The sequence below is a fragment of the Micromonospora sp. CP22 genome (assembly GCF_009712475.1).
In the GTDB taxonomy this organism is placed as follows: Bacteria; Actinomycetota; Actinomycetes; order Mycobacteriales; family Micromonosporaceae; genus Micromonospora.
Genome location: NZ_VCJO01000004.1, coordinates 11,924 through 25,878, shown reverse-complemented (window position 1 = coordinate 25,878; position 13,955 = coordinate 11,924). Strand labels below are relative to the sequence as shown.

Below are 13,955 nucleotides of genomic sequence, written 5' to 3'. Positions count from 1 at the left end.
TCGATCGTGTGACGATCGACGGATGCTGGTACGCGCGGAACACGATCGCAGCGTGTTGGCGGGGCTGCTGGGCAAGGATCCGCAGTTGCACGCCTACGAGTTGGGTGATCTGGACGAGTTCTTCTGGCCGTACACCTCGTGGTTTCGTCGGGGTGATGCGGTGGCGTTGCTGTATCACGGGGCGCGGCCACCGACGTTGGTGGCGTTGGCGGGGCCGGAGGGTCTCGCCGAGGTGGCCGCGCTGTTGGGTGAGGTGGCGCCGGTGTTGCCGGCGCGGTTGTGGGCGCATCTGTCCCCCGGGTTGGACGCCGCGTTGGCGGGCGTGTTCCGGGTGGCGTCGGCGGGGGTGCATCTGAAGATGGCGTTGACGCGTGCGGACCGGTTGGCGGCGGTGGAGGCCGCCGGGGAGGTGCTCGGTCGGGCGCATCTGCCGGCGTTGCGTGAGCTGTACGAGGTGGCGTATCCGGGTAACTGGTTCGACGCCCGGATGGTCGACACGGGCCGGTATGTGGGTGTGTGGGCCGGTGGCGGGTTGGTGGCGGTGGCGGGGGTGCATGTGTACTCCCCCACCTATCGGGTGGCGGCGTTGGGGAATGTGACGACGCATCCGGCGTGGCGTGGGCGGGGGTTGGCCGCGGCGGCGGTGGCGCGGCTGTGTGGGTTGCTGCGGTCCGAGGTGGAGCATGTGACGTTGAACGTGAAGGCGGACAATGTCGCGGCGGTGCGGCTGTATGAGCGGTTGGGTTTCCTTCGGGTCGCCGACTACGAGGAGTTCGACCTGAGCGCGGTCGGCGGGTGACGGTTTTTCGGTCGCGTCGGCGCGGCGGTGGTGGGCAGAATGCGCGGATGACTCAGGCGACGTTGCGGACCGCCCGGCTTTCGCTGGTGCCGTTGGCGGATGAGCACCTGGACGGTGAGATCGCGTTGGACGCGGACCCGGAGGTGATGCGTTTTCTGGGGCCGGTGTGTTCGGCTGAGCAGGTTCGCCGGTCGCATCGGCGACGGTTGGCGTTGGCCGAGCAGGCGCCGGGGTTGGGGTTCTGGGCTGGTCTGGTCGATGGTGAGTTCGTCGGCTGGTGGTTGTTGGAGCCGCCGCGGCGTGCCGACCAGGGGCCGGTGGAGGGTCAGGCCGAGTTGGGTTACCGGTTGGCGCGTAAGTGGTGGCGGCGTGGGTTGGGCAGCGAGGGGGCCCGGGAGTTGATCCGGCACGGTTTCGTCGACCTGGGGCTGGGGCGGATCTTCGCGGAGACGATGGCGGTGAACGTGGCGTCGCGGGCGACGATGGCGGCGGTGGGGATGCGCCATGTGCGGACCTTCCACCAGTCGTGGCCGGATCCGCTGCCCGGCATGGAGCACGGTGAGGTGGAGTACGAGATCACCCGGCAGCAGTGGGAGGAGTCAGCGGCGGCGGGGTGAGTCGAAGCGTCCGGCGCGGATCTCCCGCAGGGCGCGGCGGCGGACCTCGCCTCGCAGGGCGTCGACGTAGAGCCGGCCGTGCAGGTGGTCGGTCTCGTGTTGCAGGGCGCGGGCGAGGAAGCCGCTGCCGGCGATGGTCAACGGTTCGCCGTGTTGGTCGAAGCCGTGGGCGGTGGCGTGCAGGGCGCGGGGGGTCGGGAAGTAGAGGCCGGGGATGGACAGGCAGCCCTCGTCGTCGTCCTGGAGTTCGTCGGACAGTTCGAGCGTGGGGTTGACCATGTGGCCGCGGTGGCCGTCGGCGTCGTAGACGAAGACCTGGACGTTGACGCCGATCTGGGGGGCGGCGACCCCGGCGCGGCCGGGTGCGCCGAGCAGGGTGTCCATCAGGTCGGTGACCAGCGTACGCAGTTCCGCGTCGAAGCTGGTGACCGCTTCGCTGGGGGTGCGTAGCACCGGGTCGCCGATGATTCGGATGTCCCGCATGGTCATGTCGGCAAGGCTATCGGGTCGACGGTGTCGGGTGCGGGACCGGCGGTGTGTGCTCAGGTGAGGGCGGCGCGTACCGGGGTGGTCTTGGCGGCGGCTTCGGCGACTTCGGCGTCCGGGTCGCTGTCCCAGGTGATGCCGCCGCCGGCCCACACGTGCACGGCGGTGCCGTCGACGGCGGCGGTGCGGATGGTCAGGCCGAGGTCGAGGTGGTCGGGGCCGACCCAGCCGAGGGCGCCCATGCCGGCGCCTCGGCCGACGGGTTCCAGGGCGGCGATGTGGTCCAGGGCGGCCAGTTTGGGTGCGCCGGTGACCGAGCCGCCGGGGCACACGGCGCGTAGCAGGTCGGCCAGGCCGAGTCCGTCGGCGATGTCGGCGCGGATGGTGGATTCGGCCTGCCACAGGTCACACCAGCGGCGTACGGCGAACAGGTCGTCGACGCGGACGCTGCCGGTGCGGGCGACGCGGGCCAGGTCGTTGCGTTCCAGGTCGACGATCATGATGTGTTCGGCGCGTTCCTTGGCGGAGGTGAGCAGGTCGACGCGGCCGGCGGTGGTGGCGGGGCGGGTGCCTTTGATGGGGCGGGTGGTGAGGGTGCGGTGGCGTAGTTCGATGAGGGTTTCGGGGCTGGCGCAGCCGATGGCCCAGCCGGGTCCGGTGAGCACGCCGCCGTAGCGGGCTCCGGGTAGGTGGCCGAGGCGGGTCAGGGCGGGCAGCGGGTCGCCGGTGTAGGGGGCGCTGGCGTGTCCGACGAGGTTGACCTGGTAGACGTCGCCGTGGCCGATGGCTCGGCGGATCGCGGTGACGGCCTCGGCGTGTTGGCGGGGGCTCCAGCTCTCGGTCCAGGGGCCGTGCCACCAGGGTGGTGGTGGCAGCCGGTGGTGGGTGGGTGGGTCGGTGTGTTCGTAGACGACGACGGCGACCTCGGGCAGGTCGGCGGGGTTGGGTGCGCCGGGTGCGCCGCCGGCGAGGACGGCTCCGGCGGCGGCGGAGACGTAGAGGGCGGCCCCGCAGATGCCGTGGGGGTGGGGGCGTGCGGGGCGGCTCTGGTCCGTCGGGTGCAGGCCGTGGTCGGCGAGGAACTGTTCGACGTGTGTGGCGGGGTCGCCGCCGTCGGCGGGGCGCCACTGCCAGCGGGCGTGTTCGGTGAGTCGGCCACGGCATGCGGCGGGAACGCCGGGTGGATCGACAACCATCCGTGGGAGCGCTTCCACGACGTCTGGGCGGTTCATGCTCATCCGTTCAGCGGATTTCCCACGCACCACGCGGACAACTGGTCGATGCGGCGCGCTTCCGCTTGGTACTGTGCGTCACTGGTCATGTGAACCATGACACAGTGCCCCCACAGTCCGGAGAACCCGATGTGCCAGCACCAACCCACCTGCCCCTCCGCCGAAGCGACCGACCGGGAAGCCGCCAGGGTCATCGCCTGCTTCCGTGAACAGGGCTGGAGCCTGCTCTGCAACGGAGTCATCGTCTTCGAGGACACCGGCGAACTGCTGCCCGACGGCAGCAGCATCGCACCGCACCGAGGCCCCGCCCGACACGCACTCGCCGCCTGACCCGACATCACGATCCGTCACGACGTCTTCCCGCGCCGACCCAGGCTAACCTCCCCGACGGAGGCCGCCGCGACCAGGTCGGCGCGGTACCGACCCCGGTCAGCTCTCGTACGCCTGCGGTGACGGGCACGAGCAGACCAGGTTCCGGTCGCCGTACCCGCCGTCGACCCGGCGCACCGGCGGCCAGTACTTCCCCACCCGGTTCACCCCGGCCGGCCACCCACCCACCGACCTCGGATACGGGTGCGACCAGTCGTCACCGCCGACCATCGCCGCCGTGTGCGGCGCGTTGCGCAGCGGATTGTCCCCGGCCGGCCACTGGCCGGAACCCACCATGTCGATCTCCGCCCGGATCGCGATCATCGCATCGCAGAACCGGTCCAACTCGGCCAGGTCCTCACTCTCCGTCGGCTCCACCATCAACGTCCCCGCCACCGGGAACGACATCGTCGGCGCGTGGAACCCGTAGTCGATGAGCCGCTTGGCCACATCGTCGACACTCACCCCGGTCGCCTTCGTCAACGGCCGCAGATCCAGGATGCACTCGTGCGCGACGAGACCCTTGTTGCCCGCATACAGCACCGGGAAGTGATCCCGCAGCCGCGCCGCCACATAGTTCGCCGCCAACACCGCCACCCCGGTCGCCCGAGCCAACCCGTCGGCACCCATCATCCGCAGATACGCCCACGGAATCGGCAGGATCCCCGCCGACCCGTACCGGGCCGCCGCGATCGCCGGCCGCCCCTCGACCGGCACCCCAGCCGGATCACCCGGCAGGAACGGCGCCAGATGCGCCCGCACCGCCACCGGACCCACCCCCGGCCCGCCACCACCGTGCGGAATGCAGAACGTCTTGTGCAGGTTCAGATGCGACACGTCCGCCCCGAACCGGCCCGGCCGGGCGAACCCCACCAACGCGTTGAGGTTCGCCCCGTCGACATACACCTGCCCACCCGCGTCGTGCACCTTCGCGCACAACGACGCGATACCCGTCTCGTACACCCCGTGCGTCGACGGATACGTCACCATGATCGCCGCCAGGGAGTCCCGATGCGCGTCGATCTTCGCGTCCAGGTCCACCAGGTCGACGTTGCCGTCGGCGTCACAGCCGACCACCACCACCCGCATCCCGGCCATCACCGCGCTGGCCGCGTTGGTGCCATGCGCCGACGACGGAATCAGACACACGTCCCGATGCCGCTCACCCCGACTGCGATGCCAGGCACGGATCGCCAACAGCCCCGCCAACTCCCCCTGCGACCCCGCGTTGGGTTGCACACTCACCGCGTCGTAGCCGGTGACCTCCGCCAGCCACCCCTCCAACTCGGCGACCAACTCCCGGTAGCCGACGGTCTGCTCCGCCGGAGCCAACGGATGGATGTGCGCGAACTCCGGCCAGCTCACCGGCTCCATCTCCGCGGTGGCGTTCAGCTTCATCGTGCACGACCCCAACGGGATCATGCCCCGGTCCAGGGCGTAGTCGAAGTCCGCCAGACGACGCAGGTACCGCAGCATCGCCGTCTCCGACCGGTGCGTACGGAACACCGGATGGGTCAGGAAGTCACCGGTGCGGGCCAACCCCGCCGGCAACCCCTCGGGCACCTCACCGTCGACCCCGTCGACCCCGAACGCCGCCCACACCGCCGCCAGATGCTCCGCCGTGGTCGTCTCGTCGCAGGACACCCCCACCCGGTCGGCGTCGACCAGCCGCAGGTTCACCCCACGCTGACGCGCCTGCGCCACCACCCGCTCGGCCCGCCCCGGCACCCGCGCCACCACCGTGTCGAAGAACGCCACATCGGCGACCTCGACCCCACCGGCGCGCAACCCGGCCGCCAACCGGGCCGCCGACCGGTGGGTACGCGCCGCGATCTCCCGCAGCCCGTCCGGGCCGTGGTAGACGGCGTACATGCCGGCCATCACCGCCAGCAACACCTGCGCGGTGCAGATGTTGCTGGTCGCCCGCTCCCGCCGGATGTGCTGCTCACGGGTCTGCAACGCCAACCGGTACGCCGGGGCGCCGTCGGCATCCCGGGACACCCCGACCAGCCGGCCCGGCAACATCCGCTCCAACCCCGCCCGCACCGCCAGATAACCGGCGTGCGGCCCACCGAAGCCCATCGGCACCCCGAACCGTTGGGTGGTGCCGACCGCGATGTCCGCGCCGATCTCCCCCGGCGGCCGCAACAACGTCAACGCCAGCAGATCCGCCGCCACCGTCACCTGCGCACCCACCGCGTGGGCGGCCTCGACCAGCGGCGCATGGTCACGCACCGCCCCACTCGCCCCCGGATACTGCAGGTGCAGACCGAAGAACTCCGCCGGCAACGGCTCCACATCCACGTCGAGCACCCGCACCTCGACACCCAGCGGCTCAGCCCGCCCGGCGATCACCGCGATGGTCTGCGGCAGCGTGTCCGCGTCGACCACGTACACCCGGCTGCCGGTCTTCGACGCCCGCCGCGCCAACGTCATCGCCTCCGCCGCCGCGGTGGCCTCATCCAGCATCGACGCGTTCGCGGTGCCCAACCCGGTCAGGTCGGACACCATCGTCTGGAAGTTCAGCAACGCCTCCAGCCGCCCCTGGCTGATCTCCGGCTGATACGGCGTGTACGCCGTGTACCAGGCCGGGTTCTCCAACACGTTGCGACGGATCACCGCCGGCGTGTACGTGCCGTAATACCCCAACCCGATCATCGACACGGCCACCGTGTTACGGCCCGCCAACGCCCGCAGCTGCGCCAACGCCTCCTGCTCGGAAGCCGGCGGCGGCAGATCCAACCGGCCGTGCCAGCGGATCACCTCAGGGATCGCCGCATCCATCAACTCGTCGATCGAGGCGTACCCGACGGCGTCCAACATGCGGCGCTCGTCGTCCGGGCCGGGACCGATGTGACGGTCAGCGAACTGCTCTGTGCTCATGGGCGCTCCAGCGACAGGCGGGGGTCGACAGGTCGGCCCTCCCCCTCTGTCACACCCCACGGGCGCTCCACAGTGCCTGACCCGACGCGGTCCTTCTGCCTGAGAGGTTCCGGGGAGGATTTGCCCCTTCGGCGCCGCCCGTACTGCCAGACGGTCTCTCCCACGTCGGTGTTACCGGCACGATCAACGCTACCAGCGGCCCCGACGCCCCGCAGCGAAGCCCCTGGTCACCCGCGCACAGCGGGCGACACCACCGGCGCGAGGGCACCGAGTAGCCGGTCGGCCACCGCCGGCAACAGCCGCCCCAACGGAGCGTCCACCCGCAGACACGCGTACCCGTCACCACGCGTCGGCCCCTGGTTGACGATCACCACCGGCAGGCCCCGCCGCGCCGCCCGCACCACGAACCGACGCCCCGACATCACCGTCAACGACGACCCCAACACCAGCAGCAACCGGGCCCGCTCCACCATCGCGAAGCACGACTGCACCCGCGCCGCCGGCACCGTCTCACCGAAGAACACCACATCGGGCTTGAGTAACCCGCCGCAAGCCAGGCAGTCGACCGTACGGAACGCCGCGACCTGCTCCTCCGCCAACGCCACGTCACCGTCCGGGTTGACCGCGACCGCCTGCCCACCGAACCCGGGATTGGCCGCCCGCAGCCGCCCGTCCAACTCCGCCCGAGACGTGCGACCCCCACACCCCAGGCACACCACCACGTCGAGCCGCCCGTGCAGCTCCGTCACCGCCCGGCTACCCGCAGCCGAGTGCAACCCGTCGACGTTCTGCGTGATGATCCCGCTGACCAGCCCCGCCTGCTGCAGGCGCGCCACCGCGTGATGCCCCGAGTTGGGCGTCGCCCGAGCGATCAACCGCCACCCCAGATGACTACGCGCCCAGTAGCGTCGACGCGCCACCGGGTCCGCCACGAACATCTGGTACGTCATCGGCGTGTGCCGGCGAGCGACCCCACTCGGCCCGCGATAGTCGGGAATGCCCGACTCGGTGGACAACCCGGCGCCGCTGAGGACCACCACCTCACCGGCGGCCACCAGGCCCGCCAACGGCTCGACCAGCTCCTGCACCCACCCATCGTGCCCCAGCCCCACCGTCGACGACGACCGCCCTTGGCGGTGACCCACCCCACCACCGGCGGGTGCCGGGGCACCTCAACGGACGCGTGACCTCACCGGAGCGCCACAGTGGAACAGCTCAACCCGCCCGCCGCCGGGCCCGCCGCGCCGCCAACTCGTCGGCCACCGCGCCACCCTCGACAACCTCCGGCGACCCCTGCTCGGCCGACACCGCCGCCGGCTCCGCCGGAAGATGCGACAACGAACCCTGGATCTCCTTGAACGCGCCACCGATCGCGATGCCGAACACCCCCTGGCCGCCCTGCAACAGGTCGACCACCTCCTCCGGCGAACGACACTCGTACACCGTCGTCCCATCGGAGATCAACGTGATGCCGGCCAGATCGTCCACCCCACGCGACCGCAACGCCTCGATCGCCTTCCGGATGTTCTGCAACGACACCCCGGCGTCCAGCAGCCGCTTCACCACCTTCAACACCACCAGGTCGCGAAACGAGTACAACCGCTGCGTACCGGAACCCGACGCGTCACGCACACTCGGCACCACCAGCGACGTACGCGCCCAGTAATCCAACTGGCGGTAGCTGATCCCCACCGCGTGGCAGGCCGTCACACCCCGGTACCCCACCGCACCGTCACTGTCAGTTGCCGACCCGGGCATCCCACCCGGCTCACCCGACACCGCATCGGAATTTCGCGGCTCGTACATCCGGACAACCTCCCCGTCCGTGCGGTGACACCCCGTTTCCGGAACGCGCACCCCTCGACACGGCAACCCTATAGCGACCGCCAGGAGTTACCACGGAGAAACCGTCGCGACACGCCGCGCAACGACAGCGATGACCGTCACCATCACCGACAGTCACCGCCCGCGCGGCGGCAGAAACACCACCGACACCGGCACAGCCGGCACTCAGCCGGCGAAATCCTCCGGGCGCACCTGCTCCAAGAACTCCCGGAACTTCTCCACCTCGTCCTCCTGCTCGTCGGGAATCACGATCCCCGCCTCACTGAGGACCTGCTCCGCACAACGAATCGGCGCACCAACCCGCAACGCCAAAGCGATCGAATCACTCGGCCGAGCCGAGACCCGCACCCCATCGCCGATCAACAGATCAGCGAAGAACACGTTCTCCTTCAACTCGGTGATCTCCACCGCCTGCAACGGCGCCTTCAAGGCCGACAACACATCCCGCAGAAGATCATGGGTCAACGGACGCGCCGGCTTGACACCCTGCTGCTCGTAAGCGATCGCCGTCGCCTCGACCGCGCCGATCCAAATCGGCAGATAGCGGTCACCCTCGACCTCCCTGAGCAGGACGATCGGCTGGTTGCTCGGCAACTCCACCCGAACCCCGACCACGCTCAGCTCGCGCACCGCCGCCTCCGTGTCGTTGTCACCTACGCCGCACCGCGCCCTTCTCTGCACGGTACACGGACCGCGACACGGCCGTCTCACGCGCTACACGCACCCACGCCCGCGCCAGAAGAGGGGTTACCCCCGCAAGCCTACGCCACTCACCACGACGCCGATCAGCACGCAACCGCACCTCACCGCCCCAACGTCGAGCGCAAACCCACCCGCACCAACGCCGCGTGCAACTGCTGCGACAACGCCACCAACTCCCGCGCCGTCTCCGCCGCCCGCGCCCGCGCCGCCGGATCACTCTGCCGCGCCAACGGCGCCACCAACTGCTCGAACAAGCCGACCTCACGATCCGCCGCCGTCCGGTAACCCCGCAGATGACGCGGCTGGAACCCGTACGCCGCCAGACCCGCCACCGCCCGCGCGATGATCAACGCATCGCCGTCATACCACCCCGGCGGATCCGACACCACCAACCCGAGCCGCTCCAACTCGCCCAACGTCGACTCGTCCAACCCGCTGCGCGCCACCAGCTCGGTGCGATCCAACCGGACCTGCGCCGACTCACCCGACGACACCGCGTCACGACCCGGCACCTCACCATCGGGCCCCACCGCCACCAACGCCGGCCGCGACCACTCCGGCGCCGCACCGTCATCGGCGTCCCACCGCGCCAACTGCTCCCGGATCACCCGCAACGGCAGATACTGGTCCCGCTGCGCGGTCAGCACAAACCGCAACCGCGCCACATCATCCCAGCTGTACTTCCGGTAACCCGCCGCCGTACGTTGCGGCTCCACCAGGCCCTCGGCCTCGAGAAACCGCAACTTCGAAATCGTCACGTCGGGAAAATCCGCCCGCAGCTGAGCCAGCACCTCGCCGATACTCATCAACGGCTGGGCGCCACCCGCCCCGGACGGCCTGGAGGCCGCAGGCTCGTTCACCCCCGGCCGGCCTCACCCTCCGGGCGCGGACCGGCGATGAACACCACCCGGAACTTGCCGATCTGCACCTCGTCACCGTTGCTCAACGTCGCCGCCTCGACCCGCTCCCGGTTCACGTACGTGCCGTTCAAACTGCCCACGTCCCGCACCGTGAACGTCCCACCATCCCGGTGGAACTCCGCGTGCCGCCGCGACACCGTCACATCATCAAGGAAGATGTCACTGTCCGGATGCCGCCCACTGGTCGTCACATCATGATCCAACAGGAACCGGGCACCCGCGTTCGGCCCCCGCCGGACCACCAGCAGCGCCATCCCCGGCGGCAGCGAACCAGACATCCGGCTCGGCACCACATCGGTGTCCGGGCCCTCCAGCGCTTCCTCGAGCGAACCGAGATTGAGCGTCGACGTGACGTCGAGCGGGGGGAACTCGTCGCCTGGGCGAGTCATGGGGACCACCTCACGGAATCTGTTTCGGTCGGCGTCGGGAGACGGCGGGTCTGGCCGCCGGGCTCTCATCCACCCGGCGGCTGGCTCTCCGTGCCCCTGAAGGCTGTCCGCGACGCTCAACTAATGGGTTCTCGGTCGACTGGGCGAGCCTAGCCAGCGCCGAAAAGCAGGGCAACCGGACGCGCGGCAGACACCGCCACGCCCACACAGCAAAACGATCAGCTCTCGGTCAACTCGCGGTACGCGTCCGCACTCAACAACCCGTCCACCGCCGCCGGATCCGACACGGTGAGCTCCACCAACCAACCCGCCCCGTACGGATCACCATTGATCACCTCAGGGGTGTCGACCAGCGCCTCATTGCGCGCCGACACCGTACCCGCCACCGGGGCGTAGAGCTCCGACACACTCTTGGTCGACTCGATCTCACCCAACGACTCACCGGCCGCCACCGTCGCACCCACCTCCGGCAACTGCACATACACGATGTCGCCGAGAGCATCCTGCGCGAAATGGGTCACCCCCACCCGGACGGCCCCACCGTCCGCAGCGGCCACCCACTCATGCTCGGCGGTGTAACGCAGGTCCTCAGGAATCACCAGCAGCGTCCTCATCCATCGCGACACCGGACGACCGGTGCCGGCCCACCGACCTTCAGGAGACCGGACGGGCATGTTCCAGCGGGCGGGGCTTGTGCAGCGCCGAGACCTCGGCAACCTCACGATCCTCAACGATCACGTTACCGCCGTCGCCGGCCACCGACGCGACCACCCCACCAGGAATGTTCAGCGCCGTACGCATCGTCGCCGGATCACCCAACACCGTGATCGTGTACGGACCCGTCAACCGCCGCCCGTCCACCACCAACGACCCGTTCTCCCCGTCCAGGAAGTACGTCGACGCCACGATCCGCACCGTCGCCCGATCACCACCGGAGATCTGCATCGCCTCGGCCCCGGCACCCCGCAACTCCTGCACCGCGTCCAGCACCCGCATCGCCGAGATCGGCTTCGCCGCACCCGCCTCGAACCGCACCGTCAAACCCGGACCACGCGCCGGCAACGTCCCCGCCAGGATCCCCAACTCGTCCGCCCGCCGGGTCGCCTCCTCCAACGCCGCCTGACGCCCCTGCTCACCCGAACGCAACTGCCGCTGGCTCTCCTCCAGCGCCGCGATGTCCTGCCGCAACCGGATCTCCCGCGCCTCCAGGTCATACAGGATCCGGACCAGGTCCTCCTGCCGCGCCGCCGTCAACGACGAATCCGTCGACGTCGTCTTCAACTGCACCACCAGGGTGAAACCCAACAGACCCAGCAGCACGCCGATCATCACCGTGGCCGAACTGAGCCGCCGCCACGGCGACACCGTCGCCGCCGGCTGCGCCACCGCGGCGACCCCCTCAGCGGGCTCCCCCGACGCAGCCTCGTCCTCGTCCGGACCCGGCGGACTCCCCTGCGGCGACAACGGACTCAACTCGTCCGGATCAGGCGCGTCCGGACGAGGATCCGGCTCCCCCGCAGGGCCGTCCGGCCGCGCCGGACCCGCCGGCTGCGGCCAACCCGTACCCGTCTGCGTGTGCTCGTCACTCACGGCACAAACCTACGCCCGGAACAGGTGCCGACGGATCGCCGCCACGTTCCCGAAGATGCGAACACCCAACACGACCACCACACCGGTGGACAACTGACCGCCCACCCCCAACTGGTCACCCAGATACACGATCAGCGCGGCGACCAGCACGTTCGAGATGAACGACACCACGAACTGCTTGTCGTCGAAGATGCGGTCCAGCTTCGCCCGGACCCCACCGAACACCGCGTCCAACGCGGCCACCACCGCGATCGGCAGATACGGCTGCAACGCCGCCGGCACCGTGGGATCCAGCCACAGCCCGAGCAGCACCCCGGCCAACAGGGCCAGCACCGCGATCATCGACCACCTCCGGAGGGACTGGGGGACGTACCCGAGCCGGACGACTCACCACCGCCCGACGGCGACACACTCGGACTCACCGCGGCTTCCGCGTAGCGTAGCCGCGGCTCCGGAGCAGCAGGCAGGGTGAGGTCATCGGCGTCACGCACCGCGAACGACAACCCGTTCACCTTCGCCACCTTCCGCATCGTCAACGCGCTGTAGCTCGACTCGTAGCGCTTGCGCATCCCACGCGGCCCGATCGCGGCCACCTCGTACGGCCCGGTCACCGGACGGAAATCCACCAGGATCGCCTTACCCGCGGACCGGATCGTCGACGTCGACGTCAACCGCTGCCCGTTGATCGCGATCGCCTCCGCACCGGCACCCCACAGATCGTTGGCCACGCTCTGCAGATCGAGGTAGATCACCTGCGCCGGGCCGACATCACCACCGTTGAGCGAACCCTGCCCACCCGGGCCGTCCGCCAACTCCACCACCACACCGTCACCGTGCACCCGCCCCAGCCCGGTGCTCGCCTCCAACTCCCGCAACCGGGCCGCGCGGGAACCACCCAACGCGGCCTCCCGCTGCCGGTTGACCTCCTCGCGCAACTCGTCGGCCCGCGCCGACAAGGCGTCGGTCTCACCCTGCCGCTGCTTGATCTGCGCCACCAGCCCCGACCGGGCCTGCGCCCGCCCCGGCTCCTCGGCCACCGTCTGCCGATAGGCCACCGCGAACAGGAAGCCGAGCAGCACGATGACCACCAGGCCGACCGGCCCCACCGACCAGCCGGAGCGGGCCGGCTGGCCGGTCTTCGCCCGCCGGGCCGCCGCGTCGGCATAACCCGGATCCAACGGATTGCTGAACAGCTCGGTGAGGAAGTCCGGGGTGAAGCCACGCCCCACGCGCCGGCCCTGACCGGGATCGTCGCTCATGCCGCCGCTCCTTGCCGACCGCGCACCGCTTGCACCAGCTGCCGGGCCTGGACCACGTACAGCGCGCCGGCGACCCAGTAGAGCGCCAGCCCCCACCAGGCCAGCGCCCAGCCCATCGCGCCGGCCACCGCCGTTGCCGACGGCACCACCGTGGCCAGCAACAGGATCGGGAAGGCGGCCAACAGCAGGAAGGTCGCCGTCTTGCCGACGTAGTGCACCGGCGGCGGCCCGTATCCGTGCCGTCGCAGCACCCCGAGCGAGCCCAGCAGCAGCAGTTCCCGGGCCAGCAGCGCGGCGGTGAACTGCCAGGGCACCACCTCACGGGCGGTGAACGCGACGAGGGTGGCGAGGATGTAGAGCCGGTCGGCGAGGGGGTCGAGCAACTCGCCCAGCCGACTGACCTGTCCCAGCCGCCGGGCGATCCAGCCGTCCACCCAGTCGCTGGTGCCACCGACGGTCAACACCACGATCGCGGCGACGTCGGCACGGGCCACCAGGAGCAGGTAGAGGAAGAGCGGGACACCGAGTAGACGGAGGAAGCTGATCAGGTTCGGCCAGGTGAGCACCCGGCCGTCACCCGCACGGGCCTGCGGTTGCTCCGCCCGACCCGACACCGAACCTCCTCCGCGACGCGCTCGGGCGCCGCAGCCCCCATCCGCCATGTGGCGTCGTACGCGTTGTCCAGCCGGCTGACGCCGGCACCCCCTGTGCTCCCCTGCGGGAGCGATCCCCTGACCCGTCGTCCATCGTCGATGATCACGGGCCGGGTCGAACGCGCTGCCACTATAACGGGTCGCTTTCGTGCTTTCGCTGCCCAGCGGGCTCGTGGCGGATGTCGGTCAGTGCGTCTGTGACGGGCGTCAC

16 protein-coding genes and 1 riboswitch are annotated in these 13,955 nt (G+C 70.2%); of the genes, 3 read left to right on the top strand and 13 right to left on the bottom strand.

Annotation, left to right across the window (positions count from 1 at the left end; translation table 11 throughout):
* Positions 1 to 22 precede the first annotated feature (22 nt).
* Together FF096_RS08680 and FF096_RS08675 are read left to right on the top strand one after the other, a co-directional pair.
* A complete protein-coding gene (locus tag FF096_RS08680; RefSeq protein ID WP_155216244.1) occupies positions 23 to 799 on the top strand; it encodes a GNAT family N-acetyltransferase in 777 nt (258 codons plus the stop codon).
* Positions 800 to 846: 47 nt separating this feature from the next.
* Positions 847 to 1,416 (top strand): GNAT family N-acetyltransferase, encoded by a 570-nt coding sequence (locus tag FF096_RS08675; RefSeq protein WP_155216242.1) that lies wholly within the window; start codon positions 847 to 849, stop codon positions 1,414 to 1,416.
* Here the strand turns inward: FF096_RS08675 and def are convergent.
* Both def and FF096_RS08665 read right to left on the bottom strand, forming a co-directional pair.
* On the bottom strand, positions 1,399 to 1,905 hold the full coding sequence (gene def, locus FF096_RS08670; RefSeq protein ID WP_155216240.1) for a peptide deformylase: 507 nt from the start codon (positions 1,903 to 1,905) through the stop codon (positions 1,399 to 1,401). The two genes, FF096_RS08675 and def, sit on opposite strands and share 18 nt — an antisense overlap.
* 53 nt (positions 1,906 to 1,958) lie before the next feature.
* Complete coding sequence (locus FF096_RS08665) at positions 1,959 to 3,167, bottom strand: chorismate-binding protein (RefSeq protein ID WP_309222937.1); 1,209 nt, start codon at positions 3,165 to 3,167, stop codon at positions 1,959 to 1,961.
* Between the two features lie 96 nt (positions 3,168 to 3,263).
* Here FF096_RS08665 and FF096_RS08660 point away from each other — a divergent pair, with 96 nt between their 5' ends.
* Positions 3,264 to 3,464, top strand: coding sequence for a DUF5999 family protein (locus tag FF096_RS08660; RefSeq protein WP_093402410.1), 201 nt, complete (start codon positions 3,264 to 3,266; stop codon positions 3,462 to 3,464).
* Positions 3,465 to 3,563: 99 nt separating this feature from the next.
* Here the strand turns inward: FF096_RS08660 and gcvP are convergent, their stop codons facing one another.
* The 11 genes from gcvP to FF096_RS08605 form a co-directional block, all read right to left on the bottom strand.
* Positions 3,564 to 6,386, bottom strand: a complete 2,823-nt coding sequence (gene gcvP, locus FF096_RS08655; protein WP_155216236.1) for an aminomethyl-transferring glycine dehydrogenase — start codon at positions 6,384 to 6,386, stop codon at positions 3,564 to 3,566.
* Between the two features lie 77 nt (positions 6,387 to 6,463).
* Positions 6,464 to 6,559: riboswitch (glycine riboswitch) on the bottom strand.
* Between the two features lie 54 nt (positions 6,560 to 6,613).
* Positions 6,614 to 7,474 (bottom strand): NAD-dependent protein deacetylase, encoded by an 861-nt coding sequence (locus FF096_RS08650; protein WP_375335314.1) that lies wholly within the window; start codon positions 7,472 to 7,474, stop codon positions 6,614 to 6,616.
* Between the two features lie 127 nt (positions 7,475 to 7,601).
* Entirely contained in the window at positions 7,602 to 8,192 is a 591-nt protein-coding gene (locus tag FF096_RS08645; RefSeq protein ID WP_155216234.1) for a MerR family transcriptional regulator, read from the bottom strand.
* Between the two features lie 204 nt (positions 8,193 to 8,396).
* Entirely contained in the window at positions 8,397 to 8,861 is a 465-nt protein-coding gene (locus FF096_RS08640) for a bifunctional nuclease family protein (RefSeq protein ID WP_309222936.1), read from the bottom strand.
* A gap of 173 nt (positions 8,862 to 9,034) precedes the next feature.
* Positions 9,035 to 9,739, bottom strand: coding sequence for a MerR family transcriptional regulator (locus FF096_RS08635; protein ID WP_155216232.1), 705 nt, complete (start codon positions 9,737 to 9,739; stop codon positions 9,035 to 9,037).
* A 50-nt stretch (positions 9,740 to 9,789) separates the two neighbouring features.
* Positions 9,790 to 10,242, bottom strand: a complete 453-nt coding sequence (locus FF096_RS08630; RefSeq protein ID WP_093402417.1) for an FHA domain-containing protein — start codon at positions 10,240 to 10,242, stop codon at positions 9,790 to 9,792.
* Positions 10,243 to 10,460: 218 nt separating this feature from the next.
* Positions 10,461 to 10,841 (bottom strand): glycine cleavage system protein GcvH, encoded by a 381-nt coding sequence (gcvH, locus tag FF096_RS08625; protein WP_309222935.1) that lies wholly within the window; start codon positions 10,839 to 10,841, stop codon positions 10,461 to 10,463.
* 55 nt (positions 10,842 to 10,896) lie between these two features.
* Positions 10,897 to 11,832 (bottom strand): DUF881 domain-containing protein, encoded by a 936-nt coding sequence (locus FF096_RS08620; protein ID WP_309222934.1) that lies wholly within the window; start codon positions 11,830 to 11,832, stop codon positions 10,897 to 10,899.
* Positions 11,833 to 11,841: 9 nt separating this feature from the next.
* Positions 11,842 to 12,174, bottom strand: coding sequence for a small basic family protein (locus tag FF096_RS08615; protein ID WP_093402419.1), 333 nt, complete (start codon positions 12,172 to 12,174; stop codon positions 11,842 to 11,844).
* Positions 12,171 to 13,091, bottom strand: a complete 921-nt coding sequence (locus tag FF096_RS08610) for a DUF881 domain-containing protein (RefSeq protein ID WP_155216228.1) — start codon at positions 13,089 to 13,091, stop codon at positions 12,171 to 12,173. The genes FF096_RS08615 and FF096_RS08610 overlap by 4 nt, the downstream gene beginning before the upstream one ends.
* A complete protein-coding gene (locus FF096_RS08605) occupies positions 13,088 to 13,753 on the bottom strand; it encodes a CDP-alcohol phosphatidyltransferase family protein (protein WP_155216226.1) in 666 nt (221 codons plus the stop codon). Before FF096_RS08605 ends, FF096_RS08610 begins: the two co-directional genes overlap by 4 nt.
* Between the last annotated feature and the right edge of the window lie 202 nt (positions 13,754 to 13,955).

Coding starts and splice junctions, on each gene's coding strand:
- FF096_RS08680 (WP_155216244.1), top strand. CDS start 23: ATGCTGGTACGCGCGGAACACGATCGCAGCGTGTTGGCGGGGCTGCTG.
- FF096_RS08675 (WP_155216242.1), top strand. CDS start 847: ATGACTCAGGCGACGTTGCGGACCGCCCGGCTTTCGCTGGTGCCGTTG.
- def (WP_155216240.1), bottom strand. CDS start 1,905: ATGACCATGCGGGACATCCGAATCATCGGCGACCCGGTGCTACGCACC.
- FF096_RS08660 (WP_093402410.1), top strand. CDS start 3,264: ATGTGCCAGCACCAACCCACCTGCCCCTCCGCCGAAGCGACCGACCGG.
- gcvP (WP_155216236.1), bottom strand. CDS start 6,386: ATGAGCACAGAGCAGTTCGCTGACCGTCACATCGGTCCCGGCCCGGAC.
- FF096_RS08645 (WP_155216234.1), bottom strand. CDS start 8,192: ATGTACGAGCCGCGAAATTCCGATGCGGTGTCGGGTGAGCCGGGTGGG.
- FF096_RS08635 (WP_155216232.1), bottom strand. CDS start 9,739: ATGAGTATCGGCGAGGTGCTGGCTCAGCTGCGGGCGGATTTTCCCGAC.
- FF096_RS08630 (WP_093402417.1), bottom strand. CDS start 10,242: ATGACTCGCCCAGGCGACGAGTTCCCCCCGCTCGACGTCACGTCGACG.
- FF096_RS08615 (WP_093402419.1), bottom strand. CDS start 12,174: ATGATCGCGGTGCTGGCCCTGTTGGCCGGGGTGCTGCTCGGGCTGTGG.
- FF096_RS08610 (WP_155216228.1), bottom strand. CDS start 13,091: ATGAGCGACGATCCCGGTCAGGGCCGGCGCGTGGGGCGTGGCTTCACC.
- FF096_RS08605 (WP_155216226.1), bottom strand. CDS start 13,753: ATGGCGGATGGGGGCTGCGGCGCCCGAGCGCGTCGCGGAGGAGGTTCG.